The sequence below is a fragment of the Sorangium sp. So ce1153 genome (assembly GCF_051521595.1).
Classification (GTDB): domain Bacteria; phylum Myxococcota_A; class Polyangia; order Polyangiales; family Polyangiaceae; genus Sorangium.
The window spans coordinates 8,143,031-8,165,181 of record NZ_CP150361.1 but is presented as its reverse complement, the minus strand read 5'-3'; the positions used below and the strand labels follow the sequence as shown (position 1 = coordinate 8,165,181).

Here is a 22,151-nt window from a genome sequence, read left to right as displayed (position 1 = left end):
AGCAGCGGGCGGGCGGCCGCGCCGCCCGGGCCTCCACGTGGCCGACCGCCGGCCGGATCTGGTGTACAAGTCGGCGCGACGTGGCCGAATCGAGAGCGCAGCAGAGCAGCGATCCGCACGGGTGGCGCCGGGAGGGGAAGGATCTGACCGCGGCGGTCGCCGGCGGGGCGATCGTGGGGATGCCCCTGCTGTACACGATGGAGATGTGGTTCCACGGGATGATGCTCCCGGCGTGGCACCTCGGCGGGATCCTCGTGTTGACGCTGGTCGTGACCTTCCTTTGCTCGCTGGAGTCCGGCTTCCGGAACGAGGACACCCTCCTCGGCGTCGCCATGGAAACGGTGACGTCGGTCGGGATCGGCATCGTCCTCTCGGCCGCGATCCTGGCGCTGATCGGCGAGATCACCCTGGATCGCGCGCCCCGCGAGGTCGTCGGCAAGGTCATCCTGCAGGCGGCCGCGGTGAGCCTCGGGGTGGCGTTCGCGAACGCGCAGGTCCGGGACAAATCCCGCACGGGGGATGACCAGGAGGAGCAGAAGCCCCCGGAGGGGGACCCGGAGGCGCTGCAGCTCAGGGCGGACCTGCGGGACTTCTCGGCGGCGGCCGCGGGCTCGCTGCTGTTCACGTTGAACATCGCGTCGACGGAGGAGGTCGTGATGATCGCGTCGCGGCTCTCCCCCTGGCGGCAGCTCGCGATGCTCGGGGTGAGCGTGGCGCTCTGCTACATCATCCTGTTCGCCTCGGGGTTCGAGCGACACGAGGTGTACGTCAAGGGCGTGTTCCAGAGCCGGTCGTTCGAGACGCTGATGACGTGCGCGGTCTCGCTGCTGATCGCGCTGGCGCTGCTCTTGTTGATCGGCGAGCGCGAGGCGACGAGCGACCTCCCGACGCTGGTGGCCAGCGTGGTCACGCTCGGCCTCCCGGCGATCGTCGGCGGCGCGGCGGGGAGGTTGATTGTGTGAGCGCGGCGAAGGGGAAGGGGCAGGAGCCCGGCGAGGGGCAGGAGCCCGGCGAGGGGCAGGAGCCCGGCGAGGGTCGCAAGGGCCGGCGGATCGGAAGGCGCCTGGCCGAGTGGGTCTCGCTCGCGGTCAGCGCGGCGTTGATCCTCGCCCTGGTCGTGTTCCTTGTGTACGAGGGGCTGACGAGCTCCAAGGGCTCGGTCGTGCCGGAGGTCCGGGCGCTGCCTGAACGCGCCGAGCAGCACGGCGAGGCGTGGGTCCTGCCGGTCCGGGTGAAGAACGCAGGCAGGCAGATGCTGGGCGACCTCGGCGTGGAGCTCCGGTACACGCCGCCGGGCGCCCGCGAGCCGGAGCGCGTCGAGGCGACGATCGACTACCTCGGCAAGCGATCCGAGCAGGAGCTGTACTTCTATGTGCCGGGCGATCCGCGCGGCATGTCGGTCGAGGCGCGGGCGCTGCACTACCAGGTGAAGTGAAGGCCTCGCCCACGGCGCGCCGCCGTCGGGCGCGGCGCGCGGTGGCGCGGTCACCCCCGCCGCGCCTTCCTCTCCAGCCACGCCCGCTCGCCCCACGGGCACGCGAACTCGAGCGGCTTCGTCAGCACCCAGAGCACCGGCAGCGGCGGCGGCGCCGGCGGCGTGGGCCCGGCGCCGTCCGTGAAATAGATCACCCCCGACACCCGGCGCGCCGCCAGGAACTCCGGCGCGAACACCGGCCGCAGGTCGGTCCCGCCGCGGCCGGCCACGTCGCCGAGCCGACCCTCGAAGGCGTACACGCGCGCCACCTCCGTGTCGCACTCGGCCACGGTGATGCGCGCGACCTCGCTCATCGCCTGGAGCTGCCGCGCGATCTCCTCCAGCTCGTCGCGGCGCATGCTCATCGACGTGTCGATCGCCACGAGCACCGACGGCTTCGCGATCGCCCGCGGCGCGTACGTCCTGCCGGGCACCTCGCCGATGCGGCCCGGGAAGCGCCGGTTGGGCCGCGCGTACGTGTGCACGGGCGCGCGCTCCCGCGCCACGAACATCCGCAGCGCTGTCTTCCAGTCGAGCGGGTGCGCGCGCGGGCCGAGCACGTCGGTGAGCTCCTCGACGAGCCGGCCGGGCGTCTTGCCCGCGAGCAGCAGGCCGGGCAGGTCCGCGGGGTCGCCGTCGCCCGCCAGCGCGTCCGCCTCCTCGGCGGCGCGCAGCAGGAGCTGCCGCGTCTGCTCCACCGCGCCCGGCTCCCGCGACGGGCGGCGGAGCACGCGGTGGTCGTCGACCGCCTCGCCGCCCCGCTGCGGCAGCTTGCCCTCCCGCGCGGCGCTCACGAGCAGGTCGTAGCGCTCGAGCGTGCTCTGGCCGCCGCGCAGGCCGATCGGCGCGTAGGGCTGCCAGCGGATCGGGTCGGGCAGCGGCTCCTCGATGTACTCGTTGGCCGACATCTCGAGGGCGAGGTCCATCAGCTCGGGCTCGTCCGCGCCCGCGAACTTCGGGTGGCAGAGGTGCCCGAGCGCCACGTGGTGCACCTCGTGCAGCAGCACGCCCCGCAGGAACACGGGCTCGCTCATGAACGACTCCACGTTCACGTGGAGGAAGAAGCGGCCGTCGAACAGCGAGACCGCCATGCGCTTCACCGACGGGTCCGCGACCGGCGCGAGCCGCGCGAGGATCGCCGCGTAGCAGGGGTACCGCTCCAGGAACCCCGGATCGCGCACGAACGCGTCGAGCCACGCCGCGAGCGCGTCCTTGCGCTCGCCCTCGCCGCCGGGCCCCGCGGGCTCCGGCGCCGCGGCGCCGCGTGTCGAAATGTCCAGTATTTTCGCTGGCTTATCCTTTTTCTGCGCCGGCCTTCCGGCCCCCCCGGCCCCCTTCATTGCGGCCGGATCGGCGTGACGCCGTGCTTCTTCAGCGCCCCCGCCAGCCGCAGCGCCCAGCGCTCGGGCAGCTGCGCGAGGAGCTGCCCGAGGCACGCCCGCGCCACGTTGCTCCGCCGCACCTCCACGAGCTTCGCCTGCTGCGCGAGGTGCGCCGACAGCGCCGTCACCACGAGCCCGATCCGGTGCTGCCGCACCGGGTCGGCGCGCCACGCGAGCACCTTCTGCTCGGCGGGGCTGCCCGCGTAGTTCTGGAGCAGCTCCTCGGGCCGGACGTCCACGAGCTGCGTCGCCGTCGCGTTGCCGCCGAGCGCGTCCTGGAGGCGCTCGCGGTGGTCGCCGGGCAGGTCCGCGAGCAGCGCCTCGAACGCCGCCAGCGACAGCTTCCGCTGCGCCGCGAGCACGCCGACCTCGGGCCCCTCGAGCAGCGGCGCGAGCCGCGTCGTCACCTCGTCGAAGCGGTCGGTCTCCCCGCGCTCGCGCGCCGCGCGCAGCGCCTTGCCCGCGGGCGAGGTCGGCCCGTAGTCGGCGAGCAGCGCGCGCAGATCGAACGGCAGCCGCGTCGACCACGACTCCTTCGACGCGAGCAGCAGCTCCACCCAGCTCGGGGGCAGGTAGCCGCCGAGCGCGTCGCGCAGCAGCACGCCGTCCGCGAGCTCCTCGGGGCGGAGCGCGCCCAGCACGTGCGACGCATACGTCCAGGTGCGCGGCGGCACGTCGTCCAGGATGCGCTCGTGCGCCTGCGCCAGCGCGATGACGCCCGGGTGGATCCCGCTCTCCTGCGCCCACGCGAGCCACGACGCCCGGTCCGCGCGCACGCTCAGGTTGAGGAACCTCGCCCGCAGCGCGCGATCGAGGGGCGTCACCTGGTAGTCGGCCGACTCGGGGTTCACGGCGGCGAAGCACACCCAGCCCGCGGGCAGCTCGTACTCGTGCAGCCGCCGGGCGCTGAGCAGCTGGAGCGCCGGCTGCTGGATGTACCGCTCCGCCCGGTTGAGCTCCTCGAGCATCAGGATGCCCGCGCCGTCCTGCGGCAGCACCGAGGGCGCCGCGTACGCGGTCCGGTTGTCCCGGATGACCGGCAGGCCCACGAGGTCGGGCGGCTCGAGGAGGCTCAGGTCGAGCACGACGGTGGCGATGCCGAGCCGCTCGGCGAGCTGCCGGACGAGCTCGCTCTTGCCGATCCCCGTCGGCCCCTCGAGCAGCACCGCGCGCCGGGCGCGGTAGGCGAGCTCGAGGACGGCCTCGAGCCGCGGTCCGACCGGGATCGGCGCGGAGCGCCCCTCGAGGAGGCTGGGTGAGGTCGCCGCGGCCGGCCTGCCCGGCGCGTTGCCATCGGATCTGGGCTTCGTCACGGAGTTGAAGGAGTTGTGCGGGGCGGGAGGCGCGAAGAGGGGACCGCCAGGGCCCGGGGCGCAGGGGCCGGCGCGTGCTCGGCCTTTTCCGTGCCCGGCGGGCTCTCGGCTCTCTCCTGCCAGGTGGACCCGAGCTCTAGCAGCCGCTGCGCGGCCTGTCATTCGCCAGCGACGAGATGGGAGGCGCCGCGCTCAGGCGCCGAGGAGCAGCCCCAGGGCGGTCGCGAGCGCGGCGTCGCTCCACGACGACAGCCCGCGGGGCAGGAGGACGGTCACCTGGTACGGCTGGCCTCCGCAGCTGCGCGGCCCCTCGTAGTACCGCCCCGACCGGGTGAGCTCGTAGCTGCAGCGCCCGATGACGCCGGCGATCTGCCGCTCGTCCACGCGGTAGTCCGAGAGGGCACCGCGGACGAGGCCGCGCGCGCGGAGCCCCGTGTCTGCCCGGGTCACCGAGAGCGCCAGCGGCGCGCCGCCGACGATGCCTGTCGCGCCCTCGCGGGTCGCGGTGACGCTCACCGCCTGGTTGAACGCGACGCCGCGGACCGCCTGCCCGTCGCGCCCGCCGTCCGCGGCGTACACGCCCAGGTTCACGTCCGGCCCGAGGACGCGCCCCGGCTCGATGTCGGCGCTGACGAGCTCCCCCCTGGCGGTGAGCAGGATGAACTCGCCCGGCCCCGCGGCGCCGAGGATGTCGGTGCGCGCGGCGTGATCATCGCCGGCGGCCGCCCCGCAGCCCGCCGCGAGCGAGGAGCCGAGCGAGAGACAGAGCACAGGGAGCAGCCTCGACCGCATTGCAACACCTCCGCGGCGCGTCGACGCTCCCAACATGATACCTGCGCCGCGCGCCCGGTAGATGCAGAGGCCCTGTACCGCCGGGATCGCGTCCCGCTGGATCCGTTCCTGGTCTCACCGGGAAAGCATGAATCAAGGGGCCAGAGAGGCGCGATCGCGCGCGGGGTGGCCGCGCCGCGCTGCGGGGGGGGGGGCACGGTGCCGCGTGCGGTGCTGCCGTGGTAGCCTGCAGCGCATGTCCACCTCCGCGAGCCGGACGCCTACCCGCGCCACCGTGGCGGACCTGCTCGCCATCCCGGAGGACCAGCGCTACCACGAGATCATCGGCGGCGAGCTGATCCGGAAGGCCACCCCGAGCGGTGAGCACGGCGGGACCCAGGCGGCCCTCACCGGCGTTCTGTTCGACCCCTTCAACCGTCGCCCCGGCGGTCGCCGCCCTGGCGGCTGGTGGTTCCTCACCGAGGTGGAGGTGGAGCTGGAGCCCGGTGAGGTCTACCGCCCGGACGTGCTCGGCTTCCGCCGCGAGCGCGTCCCCGAGCGCCCGACGGGCAACCCGCTGCGCGTGCGGCCTGACTGGGTGTGCGAGGTGCTGTCGCCCACCAACGCGCGCCACGACACGGTGAGGAAGATGCGTGTCTACCACCGCTGCGAGATCCCCCATTGCTGGATCCTCGATCCCAGGGAGGAGACGCTGGCGGTTCATCGATGGACGCGCGAGGGCTACCTGACCGCGCTGCTCGCGGAGCGCGGGGAGCGGGTCCGGGCGGAGCCGTTCGACGCGATCGAGCTCTCGGTGGGGGTGCTCTTCGGCGACGACGCCGAGGAGTGACGTGCCGATCCTGCTCGGCTGGCGGGCGCAGCCGCGCCCTCAGCAGGCGCTCACCGAGGCTGCTCGACGGGGGCGCAGGTCGACACCCCGGCGCCGACGATGCGGAAGCCGATGTTGGTCATGTAGGCCGTATCGATGGAGCCGTCGGAGGGGCGGTAGCGGCTCACGTTCGTCGTGCGCGACGGGGAATTGCCCGGGGCGGTGTAGAAGTAGAAGTCCCCGCCCCAGAAGGTGAACGCCCACGCGCTCGGGGTCTCGATGCCCGGCAGCGGCGTCGCCTCGATGATCTCGCCGGTCTCCTTGTCGATCTCGGCGAGCTGGACCGGCGAGGTGGTGAAGAAGCCGAAGAGGCGCCCATCTCCGGTGCCGGTGAGCTCGGCCGATTCGCCGCGCAACGAGCCGCTGAACTCGCCGACCGGCGTCACCGACGTGCCGTCGATCTTCCCGAGCCCGATGCCCGGCGTGCTCGTGGTCCCGGCCACGAACAGCTCCTCCGCGTCCGGGCGGGAGAGATCGCTCGAGAAGCCCATCCCGAGCCGGGCCCACCCTTCCGAGAGCGAGGTCCCGGTGGGCTCGCAGCTCGCGTCCTCGGTGCTGACCTTGAACAGCGTCCCCTCGCTGTCGTCGCCATAGACGTAGTTGACCCACGCCACCGCGTCGCGGTCCACCGCCATCGAGTTCGGTTGCATGTCGGTCTGGCAACCGAGGACCCCGATCCTCGTGAATTCCTTGCGATCGGGCCTGAAGCTGTAGAGCTCGTTGTCCTGTGAGAGCACGTACACGAAGGACGCCCGCTCGATGCACCCCTTCTCCGTATCCTCACCGCCGCTGCCCGCGCCGCTCCCGCCGGTCCCGGCGCCGGCGCCGAACGTGCCGTCGTCGCCGCCCGCGCCGCTCCCGCTATCGCCGCCGGGGGTCCCCGAATTCGTCCCCCCGGAGGTCTGGTCCGTGTCCGTCGCGGACGTGCCGCCCTCGGACGCGCTGCAGCCGCTCGCCGCGAGCGCCATCCAGAAGCACCATCGTGCGATTCGCATATCCGCTCTCCCTTTCGCGTGATTCGCTCTTATAGCCGCGAAGCGAGGCCCCCGGTACACGAAGTCGCTCGTCTTTTCCACATGGCACCGACGTGGCGCCGCGCGCTCTGCGAGGGACGCAGGCGCGCGCCCGCGTCAAACGAGGTTCATGGCGGGCGGGTTCATCAGGGCACGGGGATGACCTCGTTGGACTGACAGCAGAAAAATGATGCGCTCTTCGGCGTCGCCTCGCCCTGGGCGACGCCGCCGGTCGGCGCGCAAGCGCCTGGCTCGTCCCTGAGCCACCGGGCATCCATGCTCTCGAGCCGCAGATCCGGCCCCGCGACGCACTTCGGCCCGGCGAGCGTCACCGTCTCTGCGCCGAGGAGCTGCTCGCAGCTGCCGTCCTCGTGGACCGACACGAGCGCGGAGCAGGCGCTGCCCTCGATCGGGCCGCACCCGCACGGCGTGCAGCTGCGCGTGTCGTCGAAGCCCTGGTAGAGCTCGCGCAGCTCGGGATACTCCGCCGGGCACGCCGGGACGCCGGGGCGGAGGTAGCGGACGCACACGGCGAAGCCTGCCGGCAGCGGCGCCGGCGACGCGACGCACATGTCCGACGAGTCCTCGCACGTGCGCTCGTCCACCGAGCCCACGCAGCCGCGCGCCCGGACGCTCCAGGGGACGGGCAGCTCGGGCGGCGCTCCGGCTGGATCGAGCGCCGGCGCGCAGCCGCTCACCGTCGGCGCCGGGATGAGCAGCGAGCCGAGCTCGTCCGAGCTCACCGCGGCCGGCGCCGTGCACGCGCCGTCCCACCCCGCGGGGGCGTCGAACGACGTGGCCCCCGTCCCGTCGCACGCGGCCGAGGCGCTCCCCACGAGGCTCCGCGGCAGCTCACAGGACGGCTCGGTGCAGCGGCACGCGGGGCAGGTGTGCGCCTCCTCGAAGCCGCCGTACCCGTCGAACACGAGATCCGGCGCCTCGGCCGGGCACGCCGGCACGGACGCCTCGTCGGTCGTGTCGCCGGTCCAGAGCAGGATGGGATCGGCGAACCCGAGGGGCGGCGGGAGCACGCACCCGCCCTCGCACTTGGCGCACGGATCATCGCACTCGTAGAGAGGGCGGCCGCCGCACGGGTCCTCGCACGTTTCTATCTTCATCCCGACCGAACCGTTGAAAAAGCAGCTCGCGAGACACCCGGCGGCGGCGACCGCGATCACGAAACGAGCTTTCGTCATGGGCATGGCCCTTCTCTGGCTTTGTGTCGGTTCACCCAGGACCCTTACTAGGACTGACGCAGACAGGAAAGCTCAATCCTGCTCGCCGACTCGATGTCTCGATGTCTCGGTGTCTAGACTGCATTCCGGATGGGCGGTCCGGATTATCAAATGTCGTGTGCTGCGCGTGTTGGTTGAGATTCTCGCCCTGGGTGCCGGAAAGCGCCCGTGGAGGCCTGGGCGGCTCCAGAGGCGTATCAGGCGACTCCGGACGGGCGACTTCGCCCGGGGGGCGCTGCTCGACCGGGGGTAGTGGTCTCATTTGCCCAGAGAGAGTTCACATGAAGGCGGGAAGGCGGGAAGATCATTGAGCTTTTCTTCCCGCCCTCCCGCCTTCATGTTCAAATCCGACCACCACCCGACCGGGTGGAGGCGGCGACGGGGTACTAGCGGCGCGAGCGCTCGAGAGCGTCCACGGCGTCCAGCTCCGCCCGGATCTGCGCGCGGTCCTCGCCGGAGAGCGGCAGCTCGTCGAGCTCGGCGCGCAAGGCGCGCGCGCGCGCCTCCTCGCCCAGGGCGACCGAGATCTCGAGCCGGGCGGCGAGGGCGCGCGCGCGCTCGATCGGGGCGGCCGGCTCGCTCCGGGCGAGCGCCAAGTCGAGGACCCTGGCGGCCATGTCGTCGTCGTTCCTGAAGTCGCGCAGCCGCGCCGCCGTGCGCAGCGCGCGACCGAGGTGGGAATCCGAGCCCGCCCCGGCGGCGCCCTCGTCGTAGTCGTCCGGCGCATTCCGCTTGATGAAGACGACCGAGTTGCCCGCCACATCGACCACCGTGAAGCGACTCTGCCCCTTCTTCATGCGCGAGATCCGGGGCAGACCGGCGGTGGGCAGCTTGCCGTACGCCCTCCGCAGGCCCTCTGCGAAGGTCTCGTGGAGGTGCTCGACCTCGGGGACGATCACCAGGCACGTGCTGTACGCCGCCCGGGGATCCAGCTTCTTGATGCCCATGAAGTGCAAGTGGACCTCGCCGCGGCGCGTGGCCGCGTACACGTTCGGCTTCGTCTGCTGGTGGGTCACCTCGAAGCCCAGGGCGCCGTAGAACGCCAGGGTCTCGGGCATCGACACGCACGGAAGCACGGGAATCGTCATCACCTCGCTCATCGTATTGACCCCTCTTCCTTCCCGCGCGCTCGTCACGCGCGTTCGTCACGCGCGCTGGCCCGCCCGCCCGCGGAAGCGGCGGAAGAACGCGCGCACGTCGCCGATGAACAGGTCGGGCTCCTCCGTGGCCGCGAAGGTGCCCCCGCGATCGAACTCCGACCAGTGTACGATGTTCGTGTTGTCGCGGGCGGCGAACCTGCGGACCGGAGCGATGATGTCCCGGGGGAACACCGCGACGCCGGTCGGCAGCGTCGAGGGCTTCACGTCGGCGGCGAGGTCCGCCTCGTCCGGGGTGTCCGGCGTCTCCACGAACGAGCGGGCCGACGAGCCAGCGGTGTTGGTGAGCCAGTACAGCATCACGTTCGTGAGGATGCGATCGCGATCGATGGCGTCCTCGGGGGTGTCCTTGCAGTCGGTCCACTCCTTGAGCACCCCCACGATCCAGGCGAGCTGGCCGACCGGCGAGTCGGCGAGCGCATAGGCCAGCGTCTGGGGCCGGGTCGACTGGATCTTCTTGTAGCCGTACAGCTCCCGCATGTAGTAGTCGGCCGCTCCCAGCCGGGCCTGCTCGGCGTCGGTCAGGCCGACCAGCTCCTCGGGATCTCCGGAAGGCCACGAGACGAGCCCGTTGGTGTGCACGCCGATCACGCGCTCCGGGTCGACGAGGCCGACCTCGCGGGAGATCCACGTGCCCCAGTCGCCCCCCTGGGCGCCGTAGCGCGGGTAATCGAGCCGGCGCATCAGCTCGGCCCAGGCGCTGGCGATCCGGCGCGCGCCCCACCCGGCCTCGCGGGTCGGCCCGGAGAGGCCGTATCCCGGCAGCGAGGGGATGACCAGGTGGAACGCGTCCTCCGGATCTCCGCCGTGCGCGCGAGGATCGGTGAGCGGGCCGATGACGTCGAGGTACTCCACGACGGAGCTCGGCCAGCCGTGCGTCACGATCAGCGGCAGCGCGCCGGGCTCGCGCGAGCGCACGTGGAGGAAGTGGATCCTCTGGCCGTCGATCGTCGTCGTGAACTGCGGGTGCTCGTTCAGCCGCGCCTCGTGCCGGCGCCAGTCGTAGGCGGTGCCCCAGTACGCGGCGAGCTCCTTCAGGTACGCGAGCGGGACACCGTACGACCAGTCCCTCGACGACAGCGAGGGCAGCTCGTCGGGCCAGCGCGCGCGGGCGAGCCGGTCGCGCAGGTCGTCCAGCGCAGCCTGCGGGGCGTCGATGCGAAACGGCCGGATGTCGCTGTCCACCACGGGCAGGGTCAAGTTCATGCGTACCATATACCGTACAGAGTACGGTTCGTCAACCGGAGGGCGCTCGGCGGGCCACGGGATCCCAGGTTTGCAAGCACGCTCTCAGGATCGAAAGGCTCGGGGGTGTCCTTAAGGGGGTAAACGCAGGAAACCTGTCAGGCCGAGCCCTGGCCCGCGTCCTGCTATCAGGGGAGACCAGAGCGCCCGTGACGGCTTCCCCCCCCCGCCGTCGAATGGGCGCTCTTTTTTTTTGTCTCCGTGGCGCGGAGCCGGTCGCCGGTTGGCGGTCGCGCGGCGCGGCAGACGTTCCGTCGATGGTGCGACGAGGCTCGTCTCGGTGGCCCACCGGGCGTGGCGCCGCCCTGGCTTTCGCCGGGCGGCTGGATTTGCTAACTCCCGGCGTCCTGGTGCTGCAACTCTCCCCGTTGCCGGCGGCGCATCAGCGAACTCCGCGTGAGATCCCCCAGCGCACTCCTCGCCATCACGCTCGCCGTCGCCGCCAGCTTCCACGCGGGCGAGGCGCGCTCCCAGCCCGCGACCAGCCCGGCCGATCCCGAGCCGGCCCCGTCCCCTGGCGCGGCTCCACCGGCGCCCGCCGCGCCGCCGGCGCCTCCGGTCGACCCGCCACCGGCCGCCGCGCCCGCCGCGCCCGCCGGGATCGAGGTGACCGTCGAGGGCAACCGGGCCCCGCCGGGCTCGGTCTCGCTCTCGCGGCGCGACATCCGCGAGCTGCCCGGCGCGCTCGGCGACCCCTACCGCGCGATCGAGGTCCAGCCCGGCGTGACCACCATCGCGAGCGGCATGCCGTACTACTACATCCGCGGCGCGCCCCCGGGGAACATCGGCTACTTCTTCAACGGCATCCAGGTCCCGCTCCTGTTCCACGTGGGCGCCGGCCCCAGCGTCATCCCGGCCTCCATGGTCCAGCGCGTCGAGATGCACCTCGGCCCGTATCCCGCGGACATCGGGCGGCTCGCGGGCGCGGCGATCGAGGCCGAGAGCGCGCCGCCGTCCGACGTCTGGCGCGGCGAGGGGAGCCTCCGGTTCGTCGACCTCGGCGGCGTCGTCGAGGGGCCGATGGACAGGGACACCCAGGTGCTCGTCGGCGGCCACTACGCCGCCGGCGCGGCGCTCGCGTCGGCGCTCGTGCCGAGCGTCGACGCGAGCTACGCCGACTACCAGGCCCGGATCGTCCACCGGCTCGGGCCAGAGGAGCGCTTCACCGTCCTCGCGTTCGGCGCGTACGACTACCTTGCCAGCATCGACGAGGACGACGGCGCCGACGCGCGGAACGTCCTGCTCGACAGCGACTTCCACCGCCTGGACCTGCGCTACGACCGCGACGACGCCGCCTCGGGCGCGCGCGTCCGCGCGGCGCTCACCCTCGGGCTCGACGAGTCGCGCGGGGTCGGCGTGGAGAGCGCGCAGGCCTGGAAGCTCAACGCGCGGATGAGCCTCGTCCGGCCCCTCCTCGGCGGGCGCGCGCTCCTGCGGGCCGGGGTCGACGCCGCCGTCGACCGCTACGACGTGACGCCGCGCCCCAGCCCGCCGGGCGAGGAGCCCGCCACGCCGGACGACGAGCCCGCCGAGGGCACGGCCCAGCTCGACGAGAGCTTCCCCGAGCTCTTCCGCAGCCGGCTCGACCTCGCCCTGGGCGCGTGGGCCGACGCGCTGCTCGTGCTCGGCGAGCGGTCGACCCTCACGCCCGGCGTGCGCGTGGACCACTACACCTCGCTCGGCCGGACCGCGGTCGCCGTGGACCCGAGGGTCGTGGGCCGCTTCGGCGTCGGCGACCACGTACAGCTCATCCCGGCGTTCGGCCTCGCCTCGCAGCTGCCCGGCCTCGCCCCGCTGCCGGCGCTCCAGATCGGCGGCATCCCGGGCGGCCTCCAGCGGAGCCTCCAGTCGAGCTTCGGCGTCGAGGTGAGCGCCGGCCCCGTCAACCTGGGCGCCACGGTGTTCCGACAGGTGACCTTCGGCCTGAGCGATCCGATCGGCACCGGCCGCGGCACGAACCTCAGCACGGAGCGGTTCCTCACGCGGAGCCTCGGCGACACCTACGGCCTGGAGCTCGGCGCGCGCGGCGCGCTCCGCCGCGACATGTTCTTCCTCGCGTCGTACACGCTGTCGCGCTCCACCCGCACGCGGGGCGGCACGACGATCCCCTCGGCCTACGACCGGACGCACGTGGCGCACGTCGCGCTGCTCTACGACCTCGGCAAGGGCTGGCGCGGCGGCATCCGCCACGTCTTCTACACCGGCTTTCCGGCCGACGAGGCCTCCCCGGGCCGCCCCCCGCGCGAGCACCCCGAGCGAATCCACCCGTTCTACCGGCTCGACCTGCGCCTGTCGAAGCGCTGGGCGCTGAGCGAGCGGAGCTACCTCGGCCTGGTGTTCGACCTGCAGAACGCGACGCTCACGAAGGAGGTGTTCGACGTGAGCTGCGATGAGAGCGGGTGCACCCCGAAGGCGATCGGGCCCATCACGATGCCGGGGCTCGCGATCGAGGGCGGGTTCTGAGAGGAAGGCGCCGCGCTCGCGGGCGCTCGCGCTCGCGCTCGCGGGCGGGCTCTCTGCGCTCAGAGCGAAAGCGCGCGCATACGGTGCTCGAGAAGATCGGCGGACGCTCGCATCAGGCGCTCGGCGATGACGTCGACATGGCGGTTGCGCCAGTCTTCCAGATCCGTCCCCTTCGCCCATTGGTTGAAGGCGCCCATGGCCGGCCCGCAGTGGACCTGGTAATTCACCCGGTGCTCCTCGTCCCCTCGCCGGGCCAGCTCGGAGCTGTGGGTGAAATACCGCCGGAAGACCAGGGCCATCCTGTGCTTCGGGTCGCGCTCTGCCCTGGTCGCCTCCGCCGGACGCGTCCTCAGCCGGAGCGACAGCGCATCCCGCCAGACCTCGTCGAGATCGCGCCTGAAATAGTGCTTTTCAAGCTGATCTCTGGTCCTTCCGTCGAGCGCGTCCAGGGACGGATGGTGCCGGTAGAGCTCGTACAGGCGATTGGCCCGCGCCGGGAACAGCACGCCACGCTTGAGGACCTGAACCCGGCCTCCCAGCTCGAACAGGTCGCCGGCGGGCGCATACGCGGTGTCGTGCACGCTCGCGGTCTGCAGCATGTCCTTGACCCGGTCGCTCGTGCTCGCCTCCGGCGAGCACTGGTTCACGGAGTTCGTGACGATGAAGTCGGCCCCCAGCATGAACGCGGACGCGATCGCCTCCGGAGCGCCGAGGCCGCCGGCCGCGCCGACGCGGATCGGCCTGGCGTACCCGGACCGCGCCATCATGTCATCGCGCAGCCGCGCCATGGCGGGCATCAGCACCGCTGTTATTCCCATGTCCGTGGGGCCGCCGGAGTCGGCGTGCGCGCACAGGTCATCGCTGACGGGGAGCTCTCGGCCGAGCGCGCCCTCCTCGCGCGTGAGCCGCCCATCCTTCACGAGCTGATCGAGGACGTGATCCTCAGCAGGGCTCATGAACGCACGGGCGACATCGAGGTTGGAGACCCTGGCGAGCACGCGTCGAGGCGCCACCGCCCTGCCGCGGTGATCGCGGTAAGCTCCCTTGAGGCGATAGTAGACCAGGGCAGGCGTTATCTGCAGGTAGGCGACCGCTTCGATGTACCGGATATCGTGCTTGAGGTAGAGCGCGACGCTCTGCCATTCCAGAGGCGGATCGTCCAGGTCGCACCACAGGCTCACCCCGTAGCTCTCACCGTCGCGGAGCTCGCGCTGGATGTGGAGGATCGACTCCTCGACGGCATCCAGCGCCACCCCCTTGGTCCCGAGGTAGCCGATCAGGCCCGCCTTGCCCATGCGCACGACCACCTCTTTGGAGGAGATCCCATCGATGAGCGAGCCCGCGACATAGGCGTAGCGCAAGCGGTAGTCCTCCCGAAACGAGGCGCTGCCCAGCACGTCGAGCGACATCCGCCTGGTCCCCCTCGCCGCGGGCGCCGAAGCTGCGGGCGGCGCCGGTCGGGGCGGCGAGGGGGCCGGCGGCGACGCTGCGGGCGGCGCCGGTCGGGGCGGCGAGGGGGCCGGCGGCGACGCTGCGGGCGGCGCCGGTCGGGGCGGCGACGCTGCGGGCGCCGAAGCTGCGGGCGGCGCCGGTCGGGGCGGCGAGGGGGCCGGCGGCGCCCCCTTCGCCGCGGGCGTCGCCAGCTCCCAGGAGCCGCGCCCGACGTCCGGCGGCCGGCCCTCCGCAGACGACCCCCGCCGGTCCAGCCCGCTCGCGCCATCCTCCTCGACGACGAGCGGCTGAGCGTCTCGACGGATCTGGGAGTACAGGCCGGTCAGGACAATGCCGTGGCCGCACTCCACGAACTCCTTGACGCCCCTGCCCATCAGGTAACGTATCGACTCGCTCCACCGGACCGGACTGGCGATCTGCTCGCCCAGGGCCGCGCGGATGCGATCCGCCTGCAAGGGACGGGCAGTCACGTTGGAGATCACCGGGATCTTCGGAGGCGCGAACTCATAGCCCTCCAGGAAGCGACCGAACTCGACCATGGCCGGTCGCATGAAACGGGAATGGAAAGCGGCGCTCACGCGCAGGACGGCATACTTCTTCGCCCCGGCCGCCTCCAGGGGGACCTGAAGGCGGGCGATCTCGTCCTTCGCGCCCGAGATCACCACCTGAGATGGGCTGTTGAGGTTGGCGATGTCGATGGCCGTGGCGCCGTTCTGCTCGAGGAGCTCGCGAACCCGCTCCGCGTCCAGACCGATGACCGCGGCCATCCCGCCGCCGCGGGCAGCGCCCATCAGCTCTCCGCGCTTCTTCACCAGCGCAAGGCCGGTCTCGAAGTCGAACACCCCCGCAGCGAACAGGGCGCTGAACTCGCCCAGGCTGTGGCCGGCCAGGAAATCGGGGGGAGCCTCCACCTCGCGCCGCTTCAAGTACGACAGGGCGTTGACCACGTAGAGGGCCGGCTGCGTGAACTGCGTCTCGTTCAAGCGCTGATGAGGATCGTCCTGGCACAGCGCCCGGATGGAGTAGCCCAGAACTCCATCCGCCCTGGCCGCGAGCGCGGGGAAGGCGTCGAACAGCTCCCGTCCCATGCCCTTCGCCTGAGACCCTTGCCCGGGAAACATGTACGCTTTCATTGAATCTTCCTCGACCCCCGAGGCCACCGCAGGGTTCTTGCAGACCAACGGACGCGCGCCGGCAGGGAGCCCCTGCCGTCGCGCCGCGCGGAGGAGGCGCGCCGCGCCGCCGCGACGTGCCCGCCAGGGCCTCGTCGCGGCGCGCGCGGGCTACGCCCAGCTCTGCGTCTTGAACGACGGCACCCAGGGACCTTTCTCGTGGGCATCACGGAGGATGCCCTCCGCGTGCGTCTCGCGCACGGACGGGACCTGGAACATCCGACACACCTCTTCCACCTGGAGCGGGAGCAGCTCCTCCCACGGGGCGCTGAGGGGGATGCGCGAGCGGCGGCCGCGGATCCACACGTCGCGCAGGTAGGATACGTTGCGAAGCTTTTGGTCCTGCGGCGCCGTGACCGCCGCGAGCCCGGTGATGAACGAATACACGACCCCGCTCCGGTACGGCGGGTAAACCGCCGCGAGGTAGAGACCCAGCGCCACTTCGCCCGCGAGGTCACGCCCGTACCCCGTGAGCGCATGGGCGACGTCGTGGAGCACCGCGCCGCGGAAGCTGAACCACTGGCGAAGGGGATCCGGCGCCACCTCATGGAAGGTCGGGACCGCCTTCATCACGTGGATGATTCCATTCACCTCGTACCCGTCTCGCTCCGTCATCTCCTTGTAGGTGCGGCCCAGGCTGCCCTCCGGCATCGATCCGAGTAGATCGGTGTCGGCCAGCGTCGCGGCCAGGTCGGGCTGCTTCAGGATCAGCGCGCGCGCCCCCGGCTCGGCGAGGAAGTCTTGAAACATGCGCTCGGTGGCCCCGCCGTCGAGCGACAAGATGAGCTCGTAGGAGAGCTCGGCCGTGAAGGGCTTTTGTGTGCACTCCTTTGCGAGCCGAAACGCCTTGCCCCACTCCAGCCCGCGCGGGGGCAGCGGAGCGGTGTGGGGGAGCTCATCGTGGATGTTCAGGTGTCGCGCCGTCGATGTCATGCAGAATCCCGTCCGTTAAAGAGCCTTGTCGGCTGATTGTCTGTCAGGTTTCTCGATAGTCAACGCAGTGCGGGGCGCTCGGGCGCCGCGCTCGCGGGGCACGGGCGGCCCGCTCGCCTGTCATGCCAGCGCCTCGCGGACGTGGGCGACCACCTGGTGGAGCGCCGGGGGCTCCAGGAGGTCGACGTGGGCGCAAGGCAGCTCGACGACCTCCAGGCCTCCGCGTATCCACTGGCGCCACGGGGTCACGTAGTCATAGGAGGAGAAGACGTCCAGGATGGGCAGCCCCAGCGGGTTCGCTCCGCCGAAGAAGCCTTTCTCGGCCTTGAAGAACAGGACGTCCACGGCGTCGAGGATCCGGGGTTGGTACTTCCTGCAAGCGAGGTCGAGGTGCTTGTAGACCGCGATGTTCCCGTTGAGCATCCTGTAGATCTGATCGCGGCTGAGCGCGGTGCGGCTCCGCTCCTTGATCAGCTGCACCGCCCGTGGGAGCTGCATCGGCGGAGGGAGCCCGGCGAGGTCGTCGGGCTTGATGGCCGTGTCCCCATCGCGATCGAAGCTGACGAAGGAGTTGGCCATGAGCAGGAGCGGCAGGATCGGGTCGATGTCGCCCGGCGTCTCCTGCGCGAGCCCGGCAACGGCGGGGTAGGTGTCGAGCATGACCACCCGAGAGACGCGCTCCCCCAGCGAGAGGAGCTGCCGGGCCATCTCGAAGGCGATGATGCCGCCGGAGGACAGCCCACCCACGACGTAAGGCCCGTTCGGGCGGAGCTGCCGCAGGCAGGCGACGTAATAGGCCGCGGTCTCCTCGATGCTGGTGAAGGGCATGGCGAGCCCGTCGACGCCCCGGGCCTGGAAGGCGAAGAACGGGTAGTCTGCGCCGAGCGCAGCAGACAGGGGATAGAGCGGCTGCGCGAGCCCCGGCGCGCCGTGCACCCAGAACGAGCTTCCGCGTGAGCCGCGCGGGTTGATGACGACGAGCTCGTCGGGATTGGGCCCCGGCTCGAGCGGCGGGGCGAAGCTGTCCGCGCCGGGCAGGACGTCCGCAGCGCGCGGATCAGGCACCCCGGCCTCGCGGAGCGCCGCCGGGGTTGCGGAGGCCGCCGGGGTTGCGGAGGCCGCTGGGGTTGCGGAGGCCGCCGGGGTTGCGGAGGCCGCCGGGGTTGCGGAGGCCGCCGGGGCTGCGGAGGCCGCCGGGGTTGCGGAGGCCGCCGGGGCTGCGGAGGCCGCCGGGGTTGCGGACGCCGCCGGGGCATCGGCGATCGACGGCGAGGTCGCCGTGAGGGGCGCGGCGGACGGGAGCCTTGCTGCGCCGTTGTTGCTCACGAGACCATGAACGTGGGCCGTGAGCTGGTTCAGGGTGGGATGGGTGTGCGCGGCGCTGAGCGGCACGCTGGACCCGTACCGCTGTTGCACCGACCGCATGAAGGCGGCAGAGAGGCGGGAATCCATGCCGTAGTCGCGGAATGCCTCGTCGCCATCGATGTCCATGGCCTGCATCTTGAGCACATCGCAGAGCATCGCCGTGAGCTCCTGCGCGACGACCTGCCGGGCCACGCCGCCCGGAGGCGCGCTGCCAGGCTCCTCGGGCAGCGCCGCGCTCGGAGGATCCGCGCTCCGCACCGAAGGCGCCGCGGTCGCGCTCCGGGCGGCGCCGTTCGGCAGCGCCTCCTCGTCGAGCCAGTGGCGGTTGCCGGCAAAGGGGTAGTGAGGCAGCGACAGGGGCCTCGGCGTCGATCCGCCGTAGAGCGCCCGCCAGTCGATCGGGGCGCCGCTCACCCAGAGCCGGGCCAGCTTGTCGTGGCGACCGTCCTCCACGAGGATCGAGAGGAACGCCTGGCCCTCGCGGCCGTCGAGCATCAGGGCGGAGATCGACGCCGCGCCGCTGCCCACGTGGAGATCGTCGACGTCCGTCAGGCCCTCGGCGAGCTGCTTCAGCTTCTTGATGAGATCGCCGAGGCTCGTGGTCACGATCGCCGAGCGCTCGTTCATGGCCTCTCGCCCGACCTGAAGGGTATAGGCCACGGCGGTCAGGTCGCGATCGGCGAGCGCCTGCCCGTCGTCGCCGCGCGGGCGCGAGCGGCGCTCCAGGTCGTCCGCCAGCGCCGCGGCGTACGCGCGCAGCTGCCCCGCGGTCCGGGCGGAGAGGGGGACGATGACCGCGCCGGCAGCCGCGCCCTCGTCCCTCCGGTCGTCCGGGGGGGGCTCCGCCGCGTACTCCTCGACGAGGAGGTGGGTGTTGGCGCCGCCTGCCCCGAACGAGCTGATCGCGGCGCGGCGCGGGAGATCCGCGGTGCCCCCCTCGCCGGCGAGGGGCGGCGTCGTCCACGGGGCGAGCTCTCGCTGGATATAGAACGGGCTGTCCCTCAGGTCGATGCTCGGGTTGTGCGGCTCGGCGTGGAGCGTGGGAACCAGCGTCCGGTGCTGGAGCTGGCAAAGCACCTTGGTGAGCTGAGCGATGCCCGACGCGGCCTCCGGATGGCCGATGTTGGACTTGACGGAGCCCACGGCGCAGAAGTGCTTCCGGGCGGTGAACCGGCGGAACGCCTGCGTGAGACCCGCGAGCTCGATCGCGTCGCCCATGGAAGAGCCGTTGGCGGCGACCTCGATATAGCCGATGGTCCCGGGATCGATGCCCGTTCGGCGCAGGGCTGCCGCGATCAGGTCGGCCTGGGCGCCGGGGCTGGGGACGCCGTACCCGGCGGTCTTGCCGGCGTGGTTGGTGAAGCTCCCCTTGATGACGCCATAGATGCGGTCGTTGTCCGCGACGGCGCGATCGAGCGGCTTGAGCACGACGGCGCCGACCGCCTCGCCGGGCACGTAGCCGTCCCCGTCGCCGAGGCTCTTGCTGGCGGCGCCGCTCCCGAGCAGGCCCAGGCGATCGAGGGCGACGTACTTGTGAGGGTGGAGGTGAAGGTTGACGCCGCCGGCCAGCGCGAGGCAGCACTCGCCCCGGCGCAGGCTCTCGCAGGCCAGGTGGAGCGCGGTGAGGGACGAGGCGCACGCCGTATCCACGGCGAGGCTCGGCCCGTGCAGATCGAAGAAGTAGGAGACCCGGTTGGCGATCGACCAGAAGGACGACGAGGCCCCGGCGTCAGGCGTCCGGGCGAGCGTGGAGTACTGCTGGTACATGCTGCCGACGAACACGCCGGCCCCCACCCCGGCGCGCGCCTGCTCCTCGGCGAGCCGCTTGCGGGTGTAGACCGCGTCCTCGAAGGCGCACCAGGCGACCTCCAGGAACAGCCTCTCCTGGGGATCCATGCTCGCCGCCTCGCGCGGTGAGATGTTGAAGAGGAGCGCGTCGAAGCGATCGACGCGATCGAGGAAGCCACCCCAGCGCTGGCGGGTCTTGCCGGAGCCTCCCGCGGGGTCGAAGAGCGCGGCAGCGTCCCAGCGATCGGCCGGCACCTCGGTGATGCTGTCGCGCCCCTGGCGCAGGTTGTTCCAGAAGGCGTCGATGGTGTCGGCGCCGGGGTAGCGGCCGCTCAGGCCGACGACGGCGATGTCGAAGCTATCGAGAGGTGCGGCCGGCGTGCGGGCGGGAGCAGGCGCGGCCGAGCTCTCTCTCGCCGGCGCGCGACGCGCTGCGGGCTCTGCGGGGAGCGCGCCCGGCGACGCCGTGGGCTCCACGCCTCGCCGCGGGAGGTCGAGGCGGCGGAGGAGCGCGTCGCCGCGGTGGGCGACCAGCCAGTCGGTGAGGGCTGCCAGGGTGTGGTGCTCGAAGAGGAGGGTCTTCGGCAGCTCACCGAGGAGCGCCTCGAGCCGCGCGGAGAGCTGGGCGATCAGCATCGAGTTGAGGCCATAGCGGTCCAGGGGGACCTCGGGATCGAGGCTGCGGCGCGGGATCTCGGCGACCTCGGCGAAGGAGGAGGACAGCAGGCCGAGGGTGGCCTTGCGCAGGGCGGGATCCGCCGTGGCAGGCGCCAGGGGGGAGGGCACGTCCTCGCCGGTCCGGCGCGAGGGCACGTCCTCGCCGGTCTGGCGCGAGGGCACGTCCTCGCCGGTCCGGCGCGAGGGCACGTCCTCGCCGGTCCGGCGCGCGACGGCGGGGGCCGCAGCGTCTCCGCCTCCGGCGGGCCGACCGAGCCAGTGAGACGGGCGGGCGAAGGGATAGGTGGGGAGAGGCACGCGGCGCCGCGTGCCCTCGCTGTAGAGGTCGTGCCAGGCGATGGATGCTCCGTTCACCCAGGCCCGCGCCAGCGCAGGGAGCGGCGCGTCCGGGGACAGCGGCGCTCGATCGCGCGGCGACGAGGCGCGGCCCCGGAAGACGCGCTCGCCGTCGTCGCCGTGCCCGCCGAGGAAGCCTTGCAGGCGGGCCTCGAGCTCGTCCAGGTCGCCTGCGAGGATGGCGAGGCGCTCGTCCATCGCGCGGCGGCCCACCTGGAGGGTATGAGCGATGTCCGCGGCCGCGATCGGCGACGCGAGGTCGAGCGACCGCGCGGTCGAGCGCTCATGCAGGTGCTCCGCCAGCGCGCGGGCATGGGCCTCGAGCTGCTCGGCGGTGTCCGCGGAAAGCACGAAGAGCTCGGGGCCGGCCGTCGCGGGGGCCGGGGCCCGGCGACGAGGCCGGTACTCTTCCACGACGGCGTGAGCGGACGATCCGGTGGCGCCGAATGCATTGATGAGCGCCCGCCGCGGGGGCGCGTCCGCCCCGGCGGCCCTGGGCCAGGGGGACAGCTCGCGGCTGATCCGGAAGGGCGTGCCGTCGAGCTGGATCAGCGGGTTGCGCGGCTCCGTGTGCAGCGTCGGGGCGATCTCGCCGTGCTCCAGCTGGAGGATCACCTTGGTCAGCTGGGACAAGGCCGAGGCGGACTCGAGGTGGCCGATGTTGGGCTTGACCGACCCGAGGACGCACGGCGGGCCGTCAGGGCTCCGCCCCTCGAACGCCTGTTTGAGCGCGTCGATCTCGGAGGCGTCCGCGATGCCGGAGCCGGTGGCGGCGCACTCGACGTAATCGATCTCCGACGCGGCGACCTCGCCGTCCGCGAGGGCGTCACGGATCGACCTGGCCTGAGCGCGCGTGCTCGGCATGCCGTACCGCGGCGCCTTGCCGGCGTGGGCGAGCGCGGTGCCCCTGAGGACGCAGCGGATGTGCTCGCCTCGCGCCTCGGCCTCGGGCAGGCGCCGCAGCAGCACGGCGCCGACGCCCTCGCCGGGCACCCAGCCGGTGCCGCCGGCGCCGAAGGCGCGCGTCTTGTCGTCGCTGGAGGTGAGATTGAGGCCTTCGAGCAGGTCGGGGTGGAACGGGTGACCAAGGAGGTTGACCCCGCCGACCAGGGCCACGTCGCACTCGCCGAGCCGGAGGCTCCGGCTCGCCAGGTGGAGCGCGGTCAGGCCCGAGGAGCAGGAGGTGTCGATCGCCACGCTCGGCCCGTGGAGGTCGAAGAGATAGGAGATCCGGTTGGCGATGGAGGAGTGGAACGCGACGGCCTTCGCGCGGCGGTCCCGCTGCCACGCCTCCAGCCCCACGCTCTGGTAGTCGCTCCACATGGCGCCGACGAAGACGCCCACCCGGGGGGCAGCGCGACGGAGCTCCTCGGGGGTGTACCCGGCGTCCTCCAGGCACTCCCAGGCCACCTCGATGAACAGGCGCTCCTGGGGATCCATGAGCTTCGCCTCGGCGGGCGAGATGCCGAAGAAGAGGCTGTCGAA

14 protein-coding genes (1 of these 14 cut by a window edge) are annotated in these 22,151 nt (G+C 72.3%); 4 read left to right on the top strand and 10 right to left on the bottom strand.

What is annotated here, in order from left to right:
* Nucleotides 1-80: 80 nt before the first annotated feature.
* Nucleotides 81-962: a TIGR02587 family membrane protein gene (locus WME85_RS29265; protein WP_437825903.1), complete on the top strand. Its 882-nt coding sequence runs from the start codon at nucleotides 81-83 to the stop codon at nucleotides 960-962.
* Entirely contained in the window at nucleotides 959-1,435 is a 477-nt protein-coding gene (locus WME85_RS29260) for a hypothetical protein (protein WP_437825901.1), read from the top strand. The genes WME85_RS29265 and WME85_RS29260 overlap by 4 nt, the downstream gene beginning before the upstream one ends.
* A gap of 50 nt (nucleotides 1,436-1,485) precedes the next feature.
* Here WME85_RS29260 and WME85_RS29255 read toward each other — a convergent pair whose 3' ends face one another.
* The 3 genes from WME85_RS29255 to WME85_RS29245 all read right to left on the bottom strand — a co-directional run bounded on the left by WME85_RS29255 (nucleotide 1,486) and on the right by WME85_RS29245 (nucleotide 4,961).
* Nucleotides 1,486-2,814 (bottom strand): vWA domain-containing protein, encoded by a 1,329-nt coding sequence (locus WME85_RS29255; protein ID WP_437825899.1) that lies wholly within the window; start codon nucleotides 2,812-2,814, stop codon nucleotides 1,486-1,488.
* A complete protein-coding gene (locus WME85_RS29250; protein ID WP_437825897.1) occupies nucleotides 2,811-4,169 on the bottom strand; it encodes an AAA family ATPase in 1,359 nt (452 codons plus the stop codon). The genes WME85_RS29255 and WME85_RS29250 overlap by 4 nt, the downstream gene beginning before the upstream one ends.
* Nucleotides 4,170-4,361: 192 nt before the next feature.
* On the bottom strand, nucleotides 4,362-4,961 hold the full coding sequence (locus WME85_RS29245) for a hypothetical protein (protein ID WP_437825896.1): 600 nt from the start codon (nucleotides 4,959-4,961) through the stop codon (nucleotides 4,362-4,364).
* 235 nt (nucleotides 4,962-5,196) lie between these two features.
* Here WME85_RS29245 and WME85_RS29240 point away from each other — a divergent pair, with 235 nt between their 5' ends.
* On the top strand, nucleotides 5,197-5,790 hold the full coding sequence (locus WME85_RS29240) for a Uma2 family endonuclease (RefSeq protein ID WP_437825894.1): 594 nt from the start codon (nucleotides 5,197-5,199) through the stop codon (nucleotides 5,788-5,790).
* A gap of 50 nt (nucleotides 5,791-5,840) precedes the next feature.
* Here WME85_RS29240 and WME85_RS29235 read toward each other — a convergent pair whose 3' ends face one another.
* The 4 genes from WME85_RS29235 to WME85_RS29220 all read right to left on the bottom strand — a co-directional run bounded on the left by WME85_RS29235 (nucleotide 5,841) and on the right by WME85_RS29220 (nucleotide 10,440).
* Nucleotides 5,841-6,824, bottom strand: coding sequence for a hypothetical protein (locus tag WME85_RS29235; protein ID WP_437825893.1), 984 nt, complete (start codon nucleotides 6,822-6,824; stop codon nucleotides 5,841-5,843).
* A gap of 164 nt (nucleotides 6,825-6,988) precedes the next feature.
* Entirely contained in the window at nucleotides 6,989-8,038 is a 1,050-nt protein-coding gene (locus WME85_RS29230; protein ID WP_437825891.1) for a hypothetical protein, read from the bottom strand.
* Nucleotides 8,039-8,463: 425 nt separating this feature from the next.
* Nucleotides 8,464-9,165, bottom strand: a complete 702-nt coding sequence (locus WME85_RS29225) for a hypothetical protein (protein ID WP_437825889.1) — start codon at nucleotides 9,163-9,165, stop codon at nucleotides 8,464-8,466.
* Between the two features lie 57 nt (nucleotides 9,166-9,222).
* Nucleotides 9,223-10,440, bottom strand: a complete 1,218-nt coding sequence (locus tag WME85_RS29220; RefSeq protein WP_437825887.1) for an epoxide hydrolase family protein — start codon at nucleotides 10,438-10,440, stop codon at nucleotides 9,223-9,225.
* Between the two features lie 435 nt (nucleotides 10,441-10,875).
* Between WME85_RS29220 and WME85_RS29215 the strand changes: the two genes are divergently transcribed.
* Nucleotides 10,876-12,942 carry a TonB-dependent receptor plug domain-containing protein gene (locus WME85_RS29215; protein ID WP_437825885.1) on the top strand — a complete coding sequence of 689 codons (2,067 nt, stop codon included), beginning with the start codon at nucleotides 10,876-10,878 and terminating at the stop codon, nucleotides 12,940-12,942.
* 59 nt (nucleotides 12,943-13,001) lie between these two features.
* On the opposite strand, the gene fabD is transcribed toward WME85_RS29215, so the two are convergent.
* The 3 genes from fabD to WME85_RS29200 all read right to left on the bottom strand — a co-directional run.
* Nucleotides 13,002-15,527, bottom strand: a complete 2,526-nt coding sequence (gene fabD / locus WME85_RS29210; protein WP_437825883.1) for an ACP S-malonyltransferase — start codon at nucleotides 15,525-15,527, stop codon at nucleotides 13,002-13,004.
* 150 nt (nucleotides 15,528-15,677) lie between these two features.
* Nucleotides 15,678-16,499: a Coq4 family protein gene (locus WME85_RS29205; RefSeq protein ID WP_437825881.1), complete on the bottom strand. Its 822-nt coding sequence runs from the start codon at nucleotides 16,497-16,499 to the stop codon at nucleotides 15,678-15,680.
* Nucleotides 16,500-16,619: 120 nt separating this feature from the next.
* On the bottom strand, nucleotides 16,620-22,151 hold the end of the coding sequence (locus tag WME85_RS29200) for an amino acid adenylation domain-containing protein (RefSeq protein ID WP_437825879.1). The gene runs 5,868 nt beyond the window's last position; only the last 5,532 of its 11,400 coding nucleotides appear in the window; its start codon lies off the right edge, out of view; the stop codon is at nucleotides 16,620-16,622.